Annotated in this window: 17 protein-coding genes; 9 read left to right on the plus strand and 8 right to left on the minus strand. The window is 73.1% G+C overall.

Going from position 1 to position 17,502, the window contains the following annotated elements; genetic code table 11:
• Both ACFC09_RS40370 and ACFC09_RS40375 read right to left on the minus strand, forming a co-directional pair.
• A partial coding sequence (locus tag ACFC09_RS40370) for a hypothetical protein (RefSeq protein WP_376537123.1) occupies positions 1-203 on the minus strand: 203 nt, incomplete at its 3' end.
• A gap of 220 nt (positions 204-423) precedes the next feature.
• Complete coding sequence (locus tag ACFC09_RS40375) at positions 424-1,356, minus strand: Ppx/GppA family phosphatase (RefSeq protein ID WP_376537125.1); 933 nt, start codon at positions 1,354-1,356, stop codon at positions 424-426.
• A 71-nt stretch (positions 1,357-1,427) separates the two neighbouring features.
• Here ACFC09_RS40375 and ACFC09_RS40380 point away from each other — a divergent pair, with 71 nt between their 5' ends.
• Positions 1,428-2,345, plus strand: coding sequence for a hypothetical protein (locus ACFC09_RS40380; protein ID WP_376537127.1), 918 nt, complete (start codon positions 1,428-1,430; stop codon positions 2,343-2,345).
• Positions 2,346-2,538: 193 nt separating this feature from the next.
• Here ACFC09_RS40380 and ACFC09_RS40385 read toward each other — a convergent pair whose 3' ends face one another.
• Entirely contained in the window at positions 2,539-4,335 is a 1,797-nt protein-coding gene (locus ACFC09_RS40385) for a hypothetical protein (protein ID WP_376537129.1), read from the minus strand.
• A gap of 231 nt (positions 4,336-4,566) precedes the next feature.
• Between ACFC09_RS40385 and radA the strand changes: the two genes are divergently transcribed.
• Both radA and disA read left to right on the plus strand, forming a co-directional pair.
• Complete coding sequence (gene radA / locus ACFC09_RS40390) at positions 4,567-5,976, plus strand: DNA repair protein RadA (protein ID WP_376537131.1); 1,410 nt, start codon at positions 4,567-4,569, stop codon at positions 5,974-5,976.
• Positions 5,977-6,055: 79 nt separating this feature from the next.
• On the plus strand, positions 6,056-7,180 hold the full coding sequence (gene disA, locus ACFC09_RS40395) for a DNA integrity scanning diadenylate cyclase DisA (RefSeq protein ID WP_376537133.1): 1,125 nt from the start codon (positions 6,056-6,058) through the stop codon (positions 7,178-7,180).
• 101 nt (positions 7,181-7,281) lie between these two features.
• Here the strand turns inward: disA and ACFC09_RS40400 are convergent, their stop codons facing one another.
• Together ACFC09_RS40400 and ACFC09_RS40405 are read right to left on the minus strand one after the other, a co-directional pair.
• Positions 7,282-7,785 carry a cupin domain-containing protein gene (locus ACFC09_RS40400; protein ID WP_376537135.1) on the minus strand — a complete coding sequence of 168 codons (504 nt, stop codon included), beginning with the start codon at positions 7,783-7,785 and terminating at the stop codon, positions 7,282-7,284.
• Between the two features lie 15 nt (positions 7,786-7,800).
• Positions 7,801-8,730 (minus strand): NADP-dependent oxidoreductase, encoded by a 930-nt coding sequence (locus ACFC09_RS40405; protein WP_376537137.1) that lies wholly within the window; start codon positions 8,728-8,730, stop codon positions 7,801-7,803.
• A gap of 745 nt (positions 8,731-9,475) precedes the next feature.
• On the opposite strand from ACFC09_RS40405, the gene ACFC09_RS40410 reads away from it, so the two are divergent.
• The gene (locus ACFC09_RS40410; RefSeq protein WP_376537139.1) at positions 9,476-10,570 is read left to right on the plus strand and encodes a helix-turn-helix domain-containing protein; all 1,095 of its coding nucleotides are present in this window, start codon (positions 9,476-9,478) and stop codon (positions 10,568-10,570) included.
• Positions 10,571-10,765: 195 nt separating this feature from the next.
• Here ACFC09_RS40410 and ACFC09_RS40415 read toward each other — a convergent pair whose 3' ends face one another.
• Positions 10,766-11,626: a hypothetical protein gene (locus ACFC09_RS40415; RefSeq protein WP_376537141.1), complete on the minus strand. Its 861-nt coding sequence runs from the start codon at positions 11,624-11,626 to the stop codon at positions 10,766-10,768.
• 177 nt (positions 11,627-11,803) lie between these two features.
• Here ACFC09_RS40415 and ACFC09_RS40420 point away from each other — a divergent pair, with 177 nt between their 5' ends.
• The 5 genes from ACFC09_RS40420 (at position 11,804) to cseC (ending at position 16,277) form a co-directional block, all read left to right on the plus strand.
• Positions 11,804-12,679, plus strand: coding sequence for an A/G-specific adenine glycosylase (locus ACFC09_RS40420; RefSeq protein WP_376537143.1), 876 nt, complete (start codon positions 11,804-11,806; stop codon positions 12,677-12,679).
• A 265-nt stretch (positions 12,680-12,944) separates the two neighbouring features.
• Positions 12,945-13,484 carry a SigE family RNA polymerase sigma factor gene (locus tag ACFC09_RS40425; RefSeq protein ID WP_376537145.1) on the plus strand — a complete coding sequence of 180 codons (540 nt, stop codon included), beginning with the start codon at positions 12,945-12,947 and terminating at the stop codon, positions 13,482-13,484.
• Complete coding sequence (locus ACFC09_RS40430; RefSeq protein WP_376537174.1) at positions 13,484-14,134, plus strand: hypothetical protein; 651 nt, start codon at positions 13,484-13,486, stop codon at positions 14,132-14,134. The genes ACFC09_RS40425 and ACFC09_RS40430 overlap by 1 nt, the downstream gene beginning before the upstream one ends.
• 84 nt (positions 14,135-14,218) lie before the next feature.
• Positions 14,219-14,920, plus strand: a complete 702-nt coding sequence (gene cseB, locus ACFC09_RS40435; RefSeq protein WP_376537146.1) for a two-component system response regulator CseB — start codon at positions 14,219-14,221, stop codon at positions 14,918-14,920.
• Positions 14,921-14,933: 13 nt separating this feature from the next.
• Positions 14,934-16,277, plus strand: coding sequence for a two-component system sensor histidine kinase CseC (gene cseC, locus ACFC09_RS40440; protein ID WP_376537147.1), 1,344 nt, complete (start codon positions 14,934-14,936; stop codon positions 16,275-16,277).
• A 203-nt stretch (positions 16,278-16,480) separates the two neighbouring features.
• Here cseC and ACFC09_RS40445 read toward each other — a convergent pair whose 3' ends face one another.
• Both ACFC09_RS40445 and ACFC09_RS40450 read right to left on the minus strand, forming a co-directional pair.
• Positions 16,481-16,924 carry a VOC family protein gene (locus ACFC09_RS40445; RefSeq protein WP_376537149.1) on the minus strand — a complete coding sequence of 148 codons (444 nt, stop codon included), beginning with the start codon at positions 16,922-16,924 and terminating at the stop codon, positions 16,481-16,483.
• Between the two features lie 58 nt (positions 16,925-16,982).
• Positions 16,983-17,414: a helix-turn-helix transcriptional regulator gene (locus ACFC09_RS40450; RefSeq protein ID WP_376537151.1), complete on the minus strand. Its 432-nt coding sequence runs from the start codon at positions 17,412-17,414 to the stop codon at positions 16,983-16,985.
• Between the last annotated feature and the right edge of the window lie 88 nt (positions 17,415-17,502).

The raw sequence follows: 17,502 nt of genomic DNA on the forward strand, positions 1-17,502 counted from the left end.
TTTCCGCGCAGGCAGACCAGGGGTGAGGCGTTCCGCGCAGGCAGACCAGGGGTGAGGCGTTCCGCGCAGGCAGACCAGGGGTGAGGCGTTCCGCGCAGGCAGACCAGGGGTGAGGCGTTCCGCGCGGGCGGACCGGAGGGGACCTGCGGCGCGGACGGCCGGGGCGAGGCGTCGAGCCCGCCGGACGGGGCGGTATGAGACATCCGGCGCAGGCCGGTCCGGAGGAGGCCCGCGGCGCGGGCGGCCCGGGGCGAGGCGTCGAGCCCGCCGGATACGGCGGGACGGCGCAAGCGGCGACGGAGGCGGGGGCGGGGGCGGCGGAGGAGGCGGAGGCCGCGGGGGGCGGCGGAGGAGGAGGCCGCGGGGGCGGCGGAGGCGGTCGTTCCAGGGAGTGGATACGACCTGACCCGTCGACCAGGACGTTCAGGACGCGCCCATGTGGTCCAGTCGGCGCAGGATCACGCCCTCCCGCAGGGCCCAGGGGCAGATCTCCAGGTTCTCCACGCCGAACAGGTCCATCGCGCCCTCGGCGACCAGGGCGCCGGCGAGGAGCTGGCCGGACCGGCCCTCGGAGACCCCGGGGAGTTCGGCGCGCTGCTCGGCGTTCATGCCGGCCAGGCGGGGCACCCATGCCTCCAGTGACTCCCGCTTCAGCTCGCGCTGGACGTACAGGCCCTCGGCGGAGCGTGCGGCGCCCGCGATGCGGGCCAACTGTTTGAAGGTCTTGGAGGTGGCGACCACGTGGTCGGGGGCGCCGAAGCGGCTGAACTCCCCCACCGTGCGGGCGATCTCGGCCCGCACGTGCCGCCGCAGTGCCCGCATCTCCTCGGGCCCAGGCGGGTCGCTGGGCAGCCAGCCCGCGGTCAGCCGGCCGGCGCCCAGCGGCAGCGAGACGGCTGCGTCGGGTTCCTCGTCGATGCCGTAGGCGATCTCAAGGGAGCCGCCGCCGATGTCCAGGACCAGCAGTTTCCCGGCCGACCAGCCGAACCAGCGGCGGGCGGCGAGAAAGGTGAGCCGGGCCTCCTCGGCGCCGGTGAGCACCTTCAGTTCGACGCCGGTCCCGTCCTGCACGCGCGCGAGGACGTCATCGGCGTTGCTGGCCTCCCGCACGGCGGAGGTGGCGAAGGTCAGCAGGTCCTCGACGCCCTTGTCCTCGGCGGCCTGGAGGGCGTCGCGGACGACCCCGACCAGCCGGTCGACGCCGTCGGACCCGATCGCCCCGTCCGTGTCCAGGAGTTCGGCGAGCCGCAGCTCCGCCTTGTGCGAATGCGCGGGCAGCGGGCGCGCACCCGGGTGCGCGTCCACCACCAGCAGATGCACCGTGTTCGATCCAACGTCCAGGACACCGAGTCTCATGAACGGAACGCTACTGCCACCTGGAATGCCGACCGTCCCCGGAGTCGGCTGGGGCGACATACCCTGGACAGGTGCCAAAGACGAAAAAGGCGAAGGACCACAAGGCCCCCAAATCGTCCAACGGTTCTTCGCAGCCGAAGCCACCGAAGAATCCGCAGGATCCGCAGAACCCGCAGAACCCGCAGAAGGTGACGAAGGCGAAGAAGGCGAAGAGGTCCGAGCAGGCGGCGCCGGGCGCGGCAGCCGACGAGAAGGGGCTCGACTTCGCGCGGGCGTGGGTGGAGTTCCCTGACCCGGCGGACGAGGACCAGGTCTTCCGGTGCGATCTGACCTGGCTGACCTCTCGGTGGAACTGCATCTTCGGCAGCGGCTGCCAGGGGATCCAGGCGGGCCGCGCGGACGACGGGTGCTGCTCGCTGGGCGCGCACTTCTCCGACGAGGACGACGAGAAACGGGTCGCCGAGCATGTGGCGCGGCTCACGCCGGAGATCTGGCAGCACCACGACGAGGGCATGGAGCACGGCTGGGTCTCGGAGGACGAGGAGGGCTCCCGGCAGACGCGCCCGTACCAGGGGTCGTGCATCTTCCAGAACCGGCCCGGTTTCGCGGGCGGCGCGGGCTGCTCGCTGCACATCCTCGCCCTGCGGGAGGGCCGCGAGCCGCTGGAGACCAAGCCGGACGTGTGCTGGCAGCTGCCGATCCGGCGGACGTTCGACTGGATCGACCGGCCCGACGACACGCGCGTCCTCCAGGTGTCCATCGGTGAGTACGACCGCCGGGGCTGGGGGCCGGGCGGGCACGACCTGCACTGGTGGTGCACGTCGGCGACCTCGGCGCATGGCGCGGGCGACCCGGTGTACGTCTCCTACCGGGCCGAGCTGACCGAGCTGATGGGCAAGGCCGGGTACGACCGTCTGGTCGAGCTGTGCGAGGAGCGGCTGGCCTCGCACCTGCCCCTGCTGGCAGCGCATCCGGCGGACCCGAGCTAGGGGCCACACCCGGCGAACCCGAGGTGGGCATCTGCGGCATGCCGGTCGGCCGCTCCCACCGCCGGCGGCGCGCTCTCGCTCCCGCTCCTCTCCCCCTGCTCGGGCGCCGTCGCGTTCCTGAGGGCGCTCCCTCGTTCCTGAGGGTGCTCCCTCGGACGGGGCCTGCGCAGGCGCGGGCGGGGCGGGGGCGTGCCTAGCCGTCCGAGGGCCCCGGATCCGTGGTGTCGGCGGGTGGTGGGGGCGAGGACGGTCGGGTCGAGTGGGGCGGCTCGGACGGGGCGGCGCTGGTGGGCGTCGGGCTCGGCGTGGGACTGGTCGGCGGGGCGGTGGGGGCCGATGTCGCGGGTGTCGGGCCGGGGGTGCCGGTGGTGGGCCGTCCGCCCGGGTCCGAAGGGCGGGTGGGAGCGCTGCCGTACCCCCGGATGGAGACGACGGCGCCCGCGGGTGCCACCGCGATCCGTGCGGTCCAGTACCCCGACGGCTCGCGCAGACGATCGACGTGCACCTTGATCGTCAACGATTCGCCCGGCCGGAGCGTTCCCGATCCGCGGCTCAGCCAGAGCCAGCCGGCCGCGGTGGACGCCGACCAGCGGACCGGCGCGGGGCCGTCGGCGGTGAGGGTGACGAGGGTGGTCTCGCCGCTGCCGCGGGCCGATACGGTGAGGTGCCCCGCGTCCTTCCGCCCGGCCCCGGAGACGCTGACGACCTCGACGGAGACGTCGGGTGTCCTGTCGTCCAGGAAGCGGGCGCCGGATCTGGTCCCCGTGTCGCCGGTGTTCTCGTAGCCGCCGGTCATCTCCCCGCGGAGGCCGCCCTCGTCGCGTGCCTCCCGCGCGGTGGCGGTGGGGCCGTCCCCTTCGCCGGCCGGGGCGCCGCGGTGGGCGGCCCAGAGGGCGAGCACCGGCGCGGCGACGACGGTGGCGACGACGGTCGTGGTGACGGCACGCGCGCGTAGCCGGTCGCGGCGGGCCGCCCGGTCCTTGGGGTCCATCGGGAAGCCGCGCCGGTCGAAGCGGGGCACCGCGGTGCCCCGCGCGCGCGGGTGGTGCGCCAGGGCGTGGCGCAGGGCCGCGCGCGGGGCCGTGAGCACGGGCAGTTCGGTGGGCGTGACGGCGGCGCCGGGCCAGCGGCCGGGCACCGCGCGCTCGGCGGTGCGGCGGCAGCGCGGGCAGTCGTCGACGTGCCGGACCAGTTCGCGCCGTACGGTGCTGCTGAGGACGAGGCGGTGGTCGCCGGCGAGGCGGGCCACCCCGGGGCAGCCGCCGGTCTCGACCACGGCGAGCGCGGCCCGCGTCCGCTCCACCTCGCAGGCGGCGGAGGCGAGCAGGTCGCGGGCGGCGGCCTGGTCCATGCCGAGGACGGCGGCGATCTCCTGGGCGGAGAGGTGGTGGCGGACGGCGAGTTCGAGTGCCTCGCGCTGCTCCGGGGTGGTCCCGGCCGCCTCCGGCCAGGCGAGCAGGGCGAGTTCGCGCCGTCGCTGCCGTGCCTCCTCGGTGGGCGGCGCGTCGGCGGCCTGCGGGTCGGGGCGGCGCGCGGCACCAGGTGGGGTCCCGGAACCAGGACCGGGCGGGGTCCCGGTACCAGGACCAGCTTCGGTCCCGGGGCCGGGTTGAGCCCCGGTGGCGGGCCGGGTTCCGGGGCCGGGGCGGCCGGAAGCGTGGGTGGCCGGATGTTTCTGCTTGGCCTCGGTCAGTTTGCGCAGGCATGCCCAGCGGGCCAGCGCGTACAGCCAGGACCTGCGGTCCTCGGCCGGCTCCGGCCCGCGGTGGCCGCGCCGTTCGGCCAGCGCGAGCGCGTCGCCGAGCGCCGCGGTCGCCGTGTCGTGGTCGCACAGCACCGAGAGGCAGTAGGTGAACAGGCCGTCCAAGTACGGCTCGTGGCGCGTCGGCGGGCGGTGCGCGAGCGTGCGGGCCGCGGAGCGGTCACGCGCCTCTCGGTGCGCTCGATGTGCGCCGGTGGTGCGGGTCGAGGTTTCCGGACTGCTGTTCATCCGTGCGACCGTAGGCGGCCGTGGATGAGCCGTTCTTCCACCTTGAGCAGTTTTAATCCATACGGGTGAAACGATCCCTCATAAGGGGACAGGAACGTCGTATTCCGTGGCTTGTTCCCTGCGGCGGTGGCCGACGGCCGTATCCGGACTGCGGCCCGACGGCAGCGGGCGCCCGTGCCGTCACGGCGGCCCGCGTCCGGACTGTCACTGCCTGCGGCTACGGTTTCGTCCATGGCTGCCCGTACCAAGACCTCCAAGGACCGCCCGTCCTACCGCTGCACGGAGTGCGGCTGGCAGACGGCCAAGTGGCTCGGCCGCTGCCCCGAGTGCCAGGCGTGGGGGACGATCGAGGAGCACGGCGCGCCCGCGGTGCGGACGACGGCGCCGGGGCGCGTCACCAACGCCGCGCTGCCCATCGGCCAGGTCGACGGCCGTCAGGCGACCGCCCGCTCCACCGGCGTGCCCGAACTGGACCGGGTGCTCGGCGGCGGCCTGGTGCCGGGCGCGGTCGTCCTGCTCGCGGGCGAGCCCGGCGTCGGCAAGTCCACGCTGCTGCTCGACGTGGCGGCCAAGTCGGCGAGCGAGGAGCACCGCACCCTCTATGTCACGGGTGAGGAGTCGGCGAGCCAGGTCCGGCTGCGCGCGGACCGCATCAAGGCCATCGACGACCATCTGTACCTGGCCGCCGAGACCGACCTGGCCGCCGTCCTCGGCCACTTGGACGAGGTCAAGCCGTCCCTGCTGATCCTCGACTCGGTGCAGACCGTGGCCTCCCCCGAGATCGACGGGGCGCCCGGCGGCATGGCCCAGGTGCGGGAGGTCGCCGGCGCGCTCATCCGCGCCTCCAAGGAGCGCGGGATGTCCACGCTGCTGGTGGGCCATGTCACCAAGGACGGCGCCATCGCGGGCCCGCGGCTGCTGGAACACCTGGTGGACGTGGTGCTCCACTTCGAGGGCGACCGGCACGCGCGCCTGCGCCTGGTGCGCGGCGTCAAGAACCGGTACGGCGCGACGGACGAGGTCGGCTGCTTCGAACTGCACGACGAGGGCATCACGGGCCTCGCCGATCCGAGCGGACTGTTCCTGACCCGGCGCGACGAACCGGTCCCCGGCACCTGTCTGACCGTGACCCTGGAGGGCCGCCGCCCGCTGGTCGCCGAGGTGCAGGCGCTGACCGTCGACTCGCAGATCCCCTCCCCGCGCCGCACCACCTCCGGCCTGGAGACCTCCCGGGTGTCGATGATGCTGGCGGTGCTGGAGCAGCGCGGCCGGATCAGCGCGCTCGGCAAGCGGGACATCTACTCCGCGACGGTCGGCGGGGTGAAGCTCTCCGAGCCCGCCGCCGATCTCGCCGTCGCCCTGGCCCTGGCCTCGGCCGCGAGCGACACCCCGCTGCCGAAGAACCTCGTCGCCATCGGCGAGGTCGGTCTTGCGGGCGAGGTCAGACGGGTCACGGGCGTGCAGCGCAGGCTCGCGGAGGCGCACCGCCTGGGCTTCACGCACGCGCTCGTGCCGGGCGATCCGGGCAAGATCCCGCCCGGCATGAAGGTCGCGGAGGTCGCCAACATAGGGGATGCGCTGAGGGTGCTCCCCCGTTCCCGTCGCCGAGAGGCCCCGCAGGAGGCGGAGCACCGCCGGTAGACTTTGCCCTGGTCTCGCCCGTCCGTACGAACGCCGTACGGGACGGGGGCGCCCCAGAACCTGCGACCGGAGGAGTGCAGTGGCAGCCAACGACCGGGCGGCGGCTCCCGGAAAGTCCGGCGGGAGTACCGGTACCGATGGCCTGATGCGCGCCTCGCTGAGCGCCGTGGCACCGGGTACGGGCATGCGCGACGGCCTGGAGCGGGTTCTGCGGGGCAACACCGGCGGGCTGATCGTGCTGGGCTGCGACAAGACCGTCGAGGCGATGTGCACGGGCGGGTTCGTGCTGGACGTGGAGTTCACCGCGACCCGGCTGCGCGAGCTGTGCAAGCTCGACGGCGGCATCGTGATCTCTTCCGACCTGTCGAAGATCCTGCGGGCGGGCGTCCAGCTCGTCCCGGACCCCACGATCCCGACGGAGGAGACCGGCACCCGGCACCGCACGGCGGACCGGGTCTCGAAACAGGTCGGCTTCCCGGTGGTCTCGGTCTCCCAGTCGATGCGGCTGATCGCGCTGTACGTCGAGGGCCAGCGCCGCGTCCTGGAGGACTCCGCGGCGATCCTCTCCCGCGCCAACCAGGCCCTGGCGACCCTGGAGCGCTACAAGCTGCGCCTGGACGAGGTCGCGGGCACGCTGTCGGCGCTGGAGATCGAGGACCTGGTGACCGTCCGCGATGTGTCGGCGGTCTCCCAGCGGCTGGAGATGGTGCGCCGCATCGCCACCGAAATCGCCGAATACGTGGTCGAACTGGGCACCGACGGCCGGCTGCTCGCCCTCCAGCTGGACGAGCTGATCGCGGGCGTGGAGCCCGAGCGCGAGCTGGTGGTCCGGGACTACGTGCCGGAGCCCACGGCGAAGCGCTCCCGCACGGTGGACGAGGCGCTCTCGGAGCTGGACGCGCTCAGCCATGCCGAACTGCTCGAACTCCCCACGGTGGCCCGCGCCCTGGGTTACACCGGCTCTCCCGAGGCACTGGACACCGCGGTGTCGCCGCGCGGCTTCCGCCTCCTGGCCAAGGTGCCGCGGCTGCCCGGCGCGATCATCGACCGGCTGGTGGAGCACTTCGGCGGCCTGCAGAAACTCCTCGCCGCGAGCGTCGACGACCTCCAGACGGTGGACGGCGTCGGCGAGGCCCGCGCCCGCAGCGTCCGGGAGGGTCTGTCCCGGCTGGCCGAGTCGTCCATCCTCGAACGCTACGTCTGACCCGCTCGCCCGCTCGCCCACTCACTCGCTGACCCGCTCGCCCGATCGCCCGATCCTCCTGAGGACCGGCGGGCTGATCGCCGCCCCCGGCGGCCATGGCGCTACTTGGCCGGGTCGTCGACCTTGATCGGGGCGCCGGTGTCGGAGATGAAGACCACCAGGAGCCTGGCGGGCTCGGTCCGGCTGGTGTTGACGGTGGACAGGTGGTGGGCGCCGGGTTTCTCGACCCAGTTCTGGCCCTGGTGGTAGGTGCGGGCCGGCTGGCCGGCGAGTTGGCTGCGGATGGTGCCGTCGAGGACGTACGCGTAGACGAACGCCTGGCCGTGCCGGTGCGGAACGGCGCGCGCGTTCGGCGGGAAGTCGACGACGGTCGAGGTGAACGTCTTCCCCTTGACGTTCGGCAGGGGTTGTTCGAGCAGCTTGGTGAGTGTCTCGGACGGGTAGGCCGTCGCAGCCGCCGCGGGGGCGGCGGCGGATGCCCTGGGCGCGGGCTCGTCGGCGCCGGTCCGGTCGGCGTCGGTCCGGTCGGCGGCCGGGGCACAGGCCACGGTCGCGAGTACTACGCCGCTGATCAGCAGCGCGGCAGGGGCGGGCATGCGGAACATGGGAGGCTCCCTCGCTCAGGCTTCTCGGTCTTCGGCGACGCGGATGATCGTCTTGCCGGGGACGCGCCTGCCGGGGGCGAACGCGGCGGCGGCCTCGGCGAGCGGCCGGACCGATCCGACGATCGGCTTGAGCCGCCCGTCCCGCAGGCGCCGGGCGAGGTCGGCGAGGCGGGCCCGGTCGGGCTCGACGACGAAGAAGACGGCCCGCCCGTCCTCCGGATGGACGGTCACCGGGTGGGCGATGGTGACCAGCGTGCCGCCGGGACGCACCAGCGCGGTGGAACGGTCGAGGATCTCGCCGCCGATCACGTCGAACACCACGTCCACGTCGCCGACGTCGGCCAGCCGCTCGGCCTGGAGGTCGAGGAACGTGTCCACGCCCAGGCCGAGGGCGGTGTCCCGGTCGCCTGCCCGGCCGGTGCCGATCACCCGGGCGCCGGCCTCGCGGGCGAGTTGCACGGCGAGGGAGCCGACACCGCCGGCGGCGCCGTGGATGAGCACGGTCTGGCCGATGGTGAGGCGGGCGTGGTCGAAGAGGCCCTGCCAGGCGGTGAGCCCGGAGATCGGCAGGGCGGCGGCCGTGATGTGGTCGACGTCGGCCGGGAGCGGGGCGAGGTTGCGGGCCTCGACCGCGGTGTACTCGGCCAGTGAGCCGTCGCGGGCCCAGTCGGCGAGCCCGAAGACCCGTTGTCCGACGGTCAGGCCGGTGGTGCCGTAGCCCAGTTCGGTGACCACGCCGGACAGCTCGTGACCGGGCACGCTCGGGGTGCGGTCACGGCCGGCCCGGTCGGTCCAGGTGCCGGGCCAGGACAGCTCGCCCGGGGTGAAGCCGGCCGCGTGGACGCGCACGATCACGTCGTTCTCCGCGGCGTGCGGGTGGGGCAGTTCGGTCAGGGTGAGGCCGCCGACTCCGGCGTCACGGTCCTGAACGGTGATGGCTTGCATGAGTCTTCCTCAGGGATGGGGGACGTCGACGGCGAGCCGCGCGCCCGGTCGGCGCGGACACCGGTCCCGAAGGAGTCCGGCCGCTCGTCCCGGCCGGGCCGGTGCCCGACGACCCGGCCGGTGCCTGGCGCCGGTCCGGCCACCGTGGGCGGTCGGCCCTGTCGCAGGCGGTCGGCCCTGCCGTGCTCGTACTCCGACCGTAGACGCAAAGCGGCCCAGACCAGTGGGCCATTCCTGAGGTGATTCGCTGGGCCATTCGGGTGGTCCGGTCCTCGGTGCGGCACTTCGCCCGGCCGGAGGGACGCGTGGACCATCCGGCGGGGCGCGGCTGCGGACCGCGTGAAGACCGCCGTACGGGCGCTACCGCCTGAGTGGCGGCGGTCGGTACGAGACGGCCGGTCTGCGTGCCGTGCGTGGTCATGGGACGACTCCTGTCCGGCGGACGGCGGACGGCGGACGGCGGGACGGCGGGACGGTTGGGCGGCGGGGCAGTTGGACTCTTGGGCCGCGGGGTCGTGAGGGGGCGTGGGGCCGCGGCACCCCGGCCCTCCCCCGTCGGACCGGGCCACCGCGACAGCAACCGAGACTGGGCGACCGGCTCCCGTCCGGCAACGGCTTTGCGTGTCCGGGACAGACGTACGGCTGTCCGGGCTGGTCAGCGGCTTGTCCGGACTGCGCGGCCGGGGCATCCGGGGTGGCCTGCAAGGGGGTTGTCGCCGCTGTGGGCCGCACTCACAATGACCGCATGACGATCACGGGGGGCTTACCGGATCCGGGGGCGGCACGGACCGCGGCCGAGTACGTCGCTCTGCTCAGACGGCTCAAGGAGCACAGCGGACTGACCTTCCGTCTGCTGGAGCAGCGGGCCGCCGACCACGGCGACGTGCTCGCGCGCAGCACCCTGGCGAATGTGCTGCAACGGGACACGCTTCCGCGCGCGGAGATCGTCGCGGCACTGGTACGGGCGTGCGGGGCCGGACGGGACGTGGCCTCCTGGCTGGCGGCACGCGAGCGGATCGCCTCCGGGCCCGCACCCGAGTCGGCCACAGAACCCGATCCCGGGTCCGAGTCCGAGTCCGAGTCCGTGCCCGGGTCGGCAGCCGTGCCCGCGCCCGGGTCCGGATCCCCGTCGGAGTCGTCGGCGTACGCGTCCGTCGGGGACGGCCGGACGGTCCCGGGCCCCGCCATGGGGAACGGCCGGAACCGGCGCCCGTCACTCCCCGGAGGCAACCGGACCGACCGGACCCGGTCGGTCTCCGTCACCGTCGTCGCCTCCCTGGGCGCGGTCGCCCTGCTCGTCGTCGGCGCCCTGGTGCTGGTGCCGCGGGACAAGGGCGGGAGCGACGGGGGCAAGGAGGGGGCCGGACCCGCGCCGGGCCTGTCCCGCATTCGCCCGGCGCGGGCGCCGGAGTTGTGTCTGACCGACGGTGAGGTGACCGCCGGCGGGGGGAGCAAGGTGGTCGCGGTCCAGCGGCCCTGCGCTCAGGCCGTTCCGCCGCGTACGTATCTGCTGCGGGCGGACAACGGCCTGTACCGCGTGCAGTGGGACCATCCGGTCGAGGGCAAGGGCTGCCTCACCCTCCTGGTCGACGAACCGTTCCGGAACATGCTCGAACCGCGGAACGACTGCACGGCCGCTTCCCAGCGGTTCCGCATCGACCGGGCCGAGGGCATCGACGGATGGCGGCTGCGCCCCGAGGAGGACGACCGCATGTGCGTCGCCATCCGCGGCGCCGGTGGTGCGGCGGGCGCGGCGGCGGTGGCGGAGCGCTGCGCGGACGAGGCGGCGGACGGCAGCGGCGGGGACGACCGGCAACTGTTCCTCATCGGACCCGGCTGACGGCACATCGGACAACCGGCGGCCAAGGCCGCAGACAAACACCACGGCTCAGCACCGCCCCAAAGGGGCGCGGGGAACTGCGCGACCAGCCACAACACCGCCGCAGACGAACGACGGCACATCACGGCACCACCAGCATCACGGCACCACCAGCATCCCCGCACTACAGGCATCACCGCACAACAAGCGGAGCGCTCAGTCGGCGGCCAGTACGAACGACGTCTGGGCCTTGCCGAAGCCGGGTGTCGCCGCCTCCACCAGATAGGTCCCGGCCCCGGCCGAGCCCGCCGGAGGGGTGGCGCAGTGCGGGGCGCTCGGTTTGCGGTCCCACTTCGCGGTGTAGGTGATGCTGCTGCCGGCCGGCACCCGGTACACCAGGCTTGCGGCGCCCTTGGGGCAGTCGGCGGACGACCAGTAGTCGTCCCCGGCGTCCGCCGGTGTGATGGTCAAGACGGCGTTCTTCGGGCCGAGATCGACCTTGCAGTCGGCGGCGGAGGAGTTCTTCGCGGTGAGTTCGAAGGTCGGCGTCTGACCCGGCGAGTAGGAGTTGTGCAGGCTGCGGAGGCTCAAGGTGACCGACCCGGAGGCGCACTTGGGCAGCCCGGAGGAAGCGGGGATCGTGGGCCCCGTACCCGGGCCCGCACCCCCGCCCGTACCATCACCCGACCCGCCGCCGGAACCGGAACCGGTACCGGAACCCGCCGTACCGCTGTCGTCCGCCCCGGACGGACCGTCAGAGGCGCCGCCCGCGCCCGTCCCGGAACCGTCGCCGTTTCCCTTGCCGTTGCCGTCGGACGCGCCGCCACCCGACTCGTCCCGCCCGCCCGGATGTTCGCTTATCGCGGACCCGGACGGGGACGGCCCGGGCGTGATCGTGGACGCGGGGTTCTTGCCGTCGGACCCGGCCGTGTCCTTCTTCTTCCCGCCACCGCCGCCCGAGGTCACCATCCAGGTGATCAGCAGCGCCGCCAGGGCGACCACCGACACCAGGAGGACCCTCCGGCGCCAGTAGATGGAGGAGGGAAGCGGCCCGATCGGATTGCGCAGAGATCCCACGGCGCAAACTGTACGAGAGATCGGCGCGCTGGCTTGCGGCACCCGCCGTCCGAGTGCAACTTTTACAGATCATCATCCCGGCAACTGCCGTCGAAAGGCATGTCCTTCACCCGCCGCGCCCAGGCCCGGTGGTGCCGCGAAGCACGTCAGCCCCACCCGTGGCAGGATCGGAGGGCCATGACTGAGAAGCTCCACGACCCCGTGATCGCCTGGTTCGACGCCCATGCCCGCGACCTCCCCTGGCGCCGCCCCGAGGCGGGCCCATGGGGCGTGATGGTCAGCGAGTTCATGCTCCAGCAGACGCCGGTCAACCGCGTCCTGCCGGTCTACGAGCAGTGGCTGGCCCGCTGGCCGCGCCCCGCCGACCTCGCCGAGGAGGCTCCGGGCGAGGCCGTCCGCGCCTGGGGCCGGCTCGGCTACCCGCGCCGCGCCCTGCGGCTGCACGGCGCCGCCGTCGCCATAACGGAGCGGCACGACGGCGACGTACCGACGGACCACGCGCAGTTGCTCGCGCTGCCCGGCATCGGGGAGTACACGGCGGCGGCGGTGGCCTCGTTCGCGTACGGGCAGCGGCACGCCGTGCTCGACACCAATGTGCGCCGGGTCTTCGCGCGGGCGGTCACGGGTGTGCAGTACCCGCCGAACGCCACCACGGCCGCCGAGCGGAGGCTGGCCCGTGAGCTGCTGCCCGCTGAGGAGCGGACCGCCGCCCGCTGGGCCGCCGCCTCGATGGAGCTGGGCGCGCTGGTGTGCACGGCGAAGAACGAGATGTGCCCGCGCTGCCCGATCGCCGACCAGTGCGCCTGGCGGCTGGCGGGCAAGCCGGAGCACGAGGGTCCGCCGCGCCGCGGCCAGACGTACGCCGGGACCGACCGCCAGGTGCGCGGCAAGCTCCTCGCGGTCCTGCGCGAGGCGCGCGTCCCCGTCGCGCAAGCGGCCCTGGACCGGGTGTGGCACGAGCCGGTGCAGCGCGCTCGGGCGCTCGACGGACTGGTCGCGGACGGTCTGGTGGAGCCGTTGACGGGTGGCCGGTACCGGCTTCCGCTGAGCTGACGTACAGACAAGTCACAGACCGGGGTGCCCGATTACGGGCCACCAAAAACGGCAAACCATCCCACAATAGGACATAGAGAAGGGCTTCCTTACCCCTCACCTACTTCCGTTACACAACCGACGGACAGCCGATTGCCATCCGCAGGCTGCTCCGCACAGCCCCGTGACAAGCGCTCCGTAACTTCTTTTCCGTGCCCGGCAGACCACCGGACCACGGAATGACAGGCACGGAGCCGTAGCAGAACGGGGAACGGAGGCGGTTGGAATGGCGCAGGGCGAGGTGCTCGAATTCGAGGAGTACGTCCGCACCCGGCAGGACGCGCTGCTGCGCAGCGCCCGTCGGCTGGTTCCCGACCCGGTCGACGCCCAGGACCTGCTCCAGACGGCGCTCGCCCGGACGTACGGCCGTTGGGAGGGCATCGCGGACAAGCGGCTCGCCGACGCGTACCTGCGCCGGGTGATGATCAACACGCGGACCGAGTGGTGGCGGGCGCGCAAGCTGGAAGAGGTCCCCACCGAGCAGCTGCCGGACGCGTCCGTGGACGACGAAACCGAACAGCACGCCGACCGGGCGCTGCTCATGGACATCATGAAGGTGCTCGCTCCGAAGCAGCGCAGTGTCGTGGTGCTGCGACACTGGGAGCAGATGTCCACGGAGGAGACGGCCGCCGCCCTCGGTATGTCGGCCGGAACGGTCAAGAGCACGCTGCACCGGGCGCTCGCCCGGCTCCGCGAGGAGCTGGAGGCGCGCGATCTGGACGCACGCGCGCTGGAGCGTGAGGAGCAGGAGCGTTGCGCGGCCTGATGGGCGCCGGGCCCAGTGCCCGAGGGAGTGCGCAGGCGGTGAGTACGGCGGTGGCCGTGCTCGCCGCCCTCGCCCTTTTCGCCACCGCCTGCGCCGCCGGCGGCACGGGCGCCCGCGACGAGGGGCCGGCCCACGCCGACTCGGTCGCGGGCGCGGTGCCCTCCCCCGCGCCCAGCCCTTCCGACAGCTACCGGCGGGTGAACCCGGTCACCCTCGTCAAGGACGACCCGAAGGTCTCCACCGCGGTCAAACGGGAGCTCAAGCCGTGCGCCGCCGATGAGTACCCGGTCGACGTGTCCTACGGCGACCTGACCGGGTCGACCGTCGACGACGTCGTGGTCAACGTCCTGACCTGCGGCGATGCGGTGGGAGTCGGTGCGTATGTGTATCGCAGCGAGGGCGGCAGGTACGAGAACGTGTTCAGGAGCGAGGAGTCACCCGTCTACGCCGAGATCGACCGCGGCGATCTGACGGTGACCAAGCAGGTGTACGAGAAGGGCGATCCGGTGTCGAGTCCCTCCGGGGAGAACGTGATCACCTATGCCTGGAAGACGGACCGCTTCGACGCGATCTCCGCCCACCACACCGACTACGGCGACACCGTGGGCGGCGTGGCGGAACCGGTCCCGTCGACGGCACCGGCCAACTGAGGGCCGTCGCCGTGAACTTCGCACCCGAGATGAGCGTCACATGGACGACGGCACCAGAATCACATGAGGACTGAGAGCACCGGGATGGCAGACCAGACCCACGTCCTGTTCGTCGAGGACGACGACGTCATCCGCGAGGCCACCCAACTCGCGCTGGAGCGGGACGGCTTCGCGGTCACCGCGATGCCCGACGGACTGTCGGGCCTGGAGGCGTTCCGGGCCAGGCGCCCCGACATCGCCCTCCTGGACGTCATGCTGCCCGGCCTGGACGGGGTCAGCCTGTGCCGGCGCATCCGCGACGAGTCGACCGTGCCGGTGATCATGCTGTCGGCCCGCGCCGACTCCATCGACGTCGTCCTGGGCCTGGAGGCCGGCGCCGACGACTACGTGACCAAGCCCTTCGACGGTGCCGTCCTGGTCGCCCGCATCCGCGCGGTGCTGCGCCGCTTCGGGCACGCGGGCGGGATCGCGCGGGCCGCGGACGCCGCGGAGGCCGCCGGCGGGATGCTGGCCTTCGGCGACCTGGAGATCGACACCGAGGGCATGGAGGTGCGCCGGGCGGGCCGGCCGGTGGCGCTCACCCCGACCGAGATGCGGCTGCTCCTTGAGTTCTCCTCCGCGCCGGGCACGGTGCTCTCCCGCGACAAGCTGTTGGAGCGCGTGTGGGACTACGGCTGGGGCGGTGACACCCGCGTCGTCGACGTCCATGTGCAGCGGCTGCGGGCGAAGATCGGCCAGGACCGGATCGAGACGGTCCGCGGCTTCGGTTACAAGCTGAGGGCCTGAGCGGAGCGGCGGTATGTGGGGGTTCATTCGGCGTCCGGCACACGGACGACTGCTGCCGACCGGCATCCGCACGGGGCTGAGGTGGAAGCTGAGCGCGGCCATCGCACTGGTCGGCGCGCTGGTCGCGGTCGCGCTCAGCCTGGTCGTGCACAACGCGGCCCGGGTCTCGATGCTGGACAACGCGCGCGACCTGGCCGACGAGCGGGTGCAGATCGCCCAGCGCAACTACGACCTGTCCGGCCGGCCGAATTTCCCCAGCATCAAGATCGACGACCCCGACCTGCCGTCCTCGCTGCGGGAGCGGGTCGAGCACGGGCGCCGCGCCACCTACGTCAGCGACCACAGCGGCGAGGTGCCGGACATATGGGCGGCGGTCCCGGTCAAGGACGGGCATGTGCTGTCCCTGCACACCCGTATCACCGACCGCAGCACGGACGTGCTCAAGGACCTGGACCAGGCGCTGGTCATCGGCTCGATCACGGTCGTGCTCGGCGGCAGCGCGCTCGGCGTGCTCATCGGCGGGCAGATGTCGCGGCGGCTGCGCAAGGCGGCGACGGCGGCGAACCAGGTGGCCAAGGGAGAGCCGGACGTCCGGGTGCTGGACGCCATCGGCGGTGTCGTACGGGACGAGACCGACGATCTCGCGCGCGCGGTGGACGCCATGGCGGACACGCTCCAGCAGCGGCTGGAGGCCGAGCGGCGGGTCACCGCGGACATCGCACACGAGCTGCGCACCCCGGTGACCGGGCTGCTGACCGCCGCCGAACTGCTGCCGCCGGGGCGGCCCACGGAGCTGGTCCTGGACCGGGCCAAGGCGATGCGCACGCTCGTCGAGGACGTGCTGGAGGTGGCCCGGCTCGACAGCGCCTCCGAGCGGGCCGAACTCCAGGACATCCTGCTGGGCGAGTTCGTCACCCGGCGGGTGGCCGCCAAGGACCCGGAGACGGAGGTACGGGTGGTGCACGAGTCGGAGGTCACGACCGACCCGCGCCGCCTGGAGCGGGTGCTGTTCAACCTGCTCGCCAACGCCGCCCGGCACGGCAAGCCGCCCATCGAGGTCACCGTCGAGGGCCGGGTCATCCGCGTCCGCGACCACGGGCCCGGCTTCCCCGAGGAACTGCTCGCCGAGGGCCCGAGCCGCTTCCGCACCGGCAGCGCGGACCGGGCGGGCCAGGGCCACGGCCTGGGCCTGACCATCGCCGCCGGACAGGCCCGGGTGCTGGGCGCCCGGCTCACCTTCCGCAACGTACGGGCGGCGGGGGCGCCGGAGCACGTGCCCGCGGAGGGCGCGGTGGCCGTCCTGTGGCTCCCGGAACACGCGCCGACGAACACCGGCAGCTATCCGATGTTGAAATAGCGCCCGGCCGGTCGCGCACGGGGGCGCCGAGGCGCCGAGGGAGAGCGTCGACGGGGAGCAACGGCGGGGAGGGTCGGTGGGGGAAGGGCCGACGGGGAAGCGCCGACGGGGAGGGGCGGTGGGCGGCGCCCGGCCCGCCGCCGGGTGGCGGACCGATCCGGTCGGTGGACCGGGTCGTCAGGCCAGAACGTCAGGCCAGATCGTCAGCCCCAGCCCTTCGACTCGTCCAGACCGCCCTCGCGGACCTGGGTGAAGGAGAACCAGTTGCCGGAGTCGTCGCGGAACAGCGCCTCCGTGCCGTACGGACGCTCCTGCGGCTCCTGCAAGAACTCCACGCCGTTCTCCTTGAGCCGCCGGTAGTCGCCGTGGATGTCGTCCGTGGTCAGCACCGCGGCGCCGAGCACCCCCTTGGCCACGAGCTTCTTCAGCATCTGAGCGGACTCGGGATCCATCGCGGACGCGCTCGGCACCATCAGGGTCAGCTCCACGTCGGGCTGGCCCGGGGCGCCCACCGTCAGCCAGCGCATGCCGCCCTCGCCCATCGTCATGTCCATACGGACCTCAAGGCCCAGCTTCTGCGTGTAGAACTCCTTGGCCCGTTCCTGGTCGAGTACCCAGACGGTGACGATGCTGAGTCCCTTGATCATGGTGCGCTCCTGTCCGCGGCTGTCGTCTCCTGCCCGGTCACCGTAGGCAGCGCCGCGCTCAGTCCGCTTCTTCGGAATTGCTCCGTGCCACGCCGGGGCCGCTCCGGAAGCCGCCCGCGTAGAGCATGGCGTAGCACCCCGGTATGAGCGCGGCGCCGCGTCCCACGTGCTTCGTCCGGTACTCGCTGGGTGTCAGCCCGGTCCAGCGCTTGAACCGGGCGGAGAACGTGCCCAGGCTGCTGAAGCCCACCAGATGGCAGATCTCGGTCACCGAGAGGTCGGCGGTGCGCAGCAGGTCCTGCGCCCGTTCGATGCGCCGGTGCGTCAGATACTGGCCGGGAGTCTCGCCGTACGCCTCTTTGAAGGCGCGGATGAAGTGGAAGCGCGCATACCCGGCGTGCGCGGCCACCGCGTCCAGGTCGAGGCCGGGGTCGGCCCAGTCGCGGTCCATGGCGTCCTTGGCCAGCCGCAACTGGCGCAACTTGTCCATGCGCCGATGGTGACACGCGGCACCGACAACACCACGGCCGGCGGGACGGAGCAGCCCCCGGGGCGGCACCGCGAGCGAACGGGAAAGG

Source organism: Streptomyces sp. NPDC056161 (assembly GCF_042268025.1).
GTDB lineage: Bacteria > Actinomycetota > Actinomycetes > Streptomycetales > Streptomycetaceae > Streptomyces.